The 1,443-nt window shown below is 72.8% G+C and carries 1 protein-coding gene; it reads right to left on the minus strand.

Features of this window, described 5'->3' with window-relative positions; genetic code table 11:
• A partial coding sequence (locus LQR33_RS24120) for an AMP-binding protein (protein WP_231470766.1) occupies nucleotides 1-1,443 on the minus strand: 1,443 nt, incomplete at both ends.

Genomic DNA, 1,443 nt, shown 5'->3' on the forward strand with positions numbered 1-1,443 from the left:
GCCAGCTCCGGCGTCAGCGCGTAGGCCAGCTCGTGCCAGAAGGCGGTGGGCAGGTCCAGCACGTCTATCTTCAGCCGCGCGACGGCGTCGGCGAAGGCCGGCATCGATTCCAGCATCGCGTCGTCGCGCAGCGCCAGGGTGCCGCCATGGCACAGCGCCAGGAAGATTTCCTCGATGCTGGCGTCGAAATGCAGCGGCGCGAACTGCAGGATGCGCTCGCCGGCGCGGACGCGGTAGAACTGCCCGGCGCTGGACACGAAATGCGCGAGCGCGCGGTGGCCGACCAGCACGCCGTTGGGCTTGCCGGTGGAGCCGGAGGTGTAGAGCAGATAGGCCGGGCTGTCGACGCCGGCGGCGCAGGCGTCCAGACGCGGCGCGTCTTCGCCCGGCGCTTCGTCCAGGCACAGCGCCGGCGCGTCGCCGCACAGCGCGGCCCAGCGGCGATGAGTCAGCGCCAGCCTGGGGCGGGCGTCGTCCAGCACCATGGCCAGGCGGGCCGACGGACCGAGCGGATCGAGCGGGACGTAGCAGCCGCCGGCCCACAGCGTGCCGAGGATGGCGACGACGGCGTCCACCGAGCGCGGCAGCAGGATGGCGACGCGATCGCCGTCCTCCAGGCCCTGGGCCTTCAAGCGGCCGGCCAGCGCTCGCGCGCGGTCCAGCAGCTCGCGGTAGCTGAGTGCCTGGCCTTCGCCTTCCAGCGCGATCGCGTCGGGTTGGGCGGCGGCCTGCGCGGCCAGCCGCTCCATCGCCGGGACTGCGGGCTGTTCCAGGGCTGGGCCTTGCAGGATGGACAGCGGCGGCAAGTCCGGCAGCAAACTCGCCAGCGACGTGCCGGGCTCGGCATGGGCCAGTTGGTCCAGCCACTGCGGCAGGTCATGCCACAGCGCGTCCAGCCGCTCGGCCGGATAGGCGTCCGGATGGGCTTCTAGGCTGAGCCGCCATTCGGTGTTGAGCAGGCTGATGTTGATCGACAGGTCTTCCACCGGGCCGGAGCTGATCGGCCGGATGCGGGTTTCCAGGCCGTCGAACGGCGCGTGGCGGTCGAAGGGCATCAGGTTGAGCACTGGGCCGAACAGCCGCTGGCGGCCGTCCAGCCGGCCCAGATCGCCGCGCAGCCATTCGTAACGGTAGCGCTGGTGGGGGCGGATGTCGCGCAGGCCGTCGGCTGCCTGGCGGGCCAGCTCTCCCAGGCTGAGGGCCGGGTCCAGCCGCAGGCTGAGCGGCGCGATGTTCATCGCCATGCAGGGCACGGCCAGCGCGGCCGAGCCCATGCGGTTCATCACCGGCAGGCCCAGCGTGATGGCGCGCTGGCCGCCGTGCCGCGCCAGCCAGGCAGCAGTCGCCGCCATCAGCCAGGCGGCCCAGTTGACGCCGCAGGCCTTGGCCGCGCGCTGCCAGGCGTCGATCTGGCCTGCGGCCAGCGCGCGGCCGGCTTTGCGC

The organism is Chromobacterium piscinae (genome assembly GCF_021129175.1).
Lineage (GTDB): Bacteria > Pseudomonadota > Gammaproteobacteria > Burkholderiales > Chromobacteriaceae > Chromobacterium > Chromobacterium piscinae.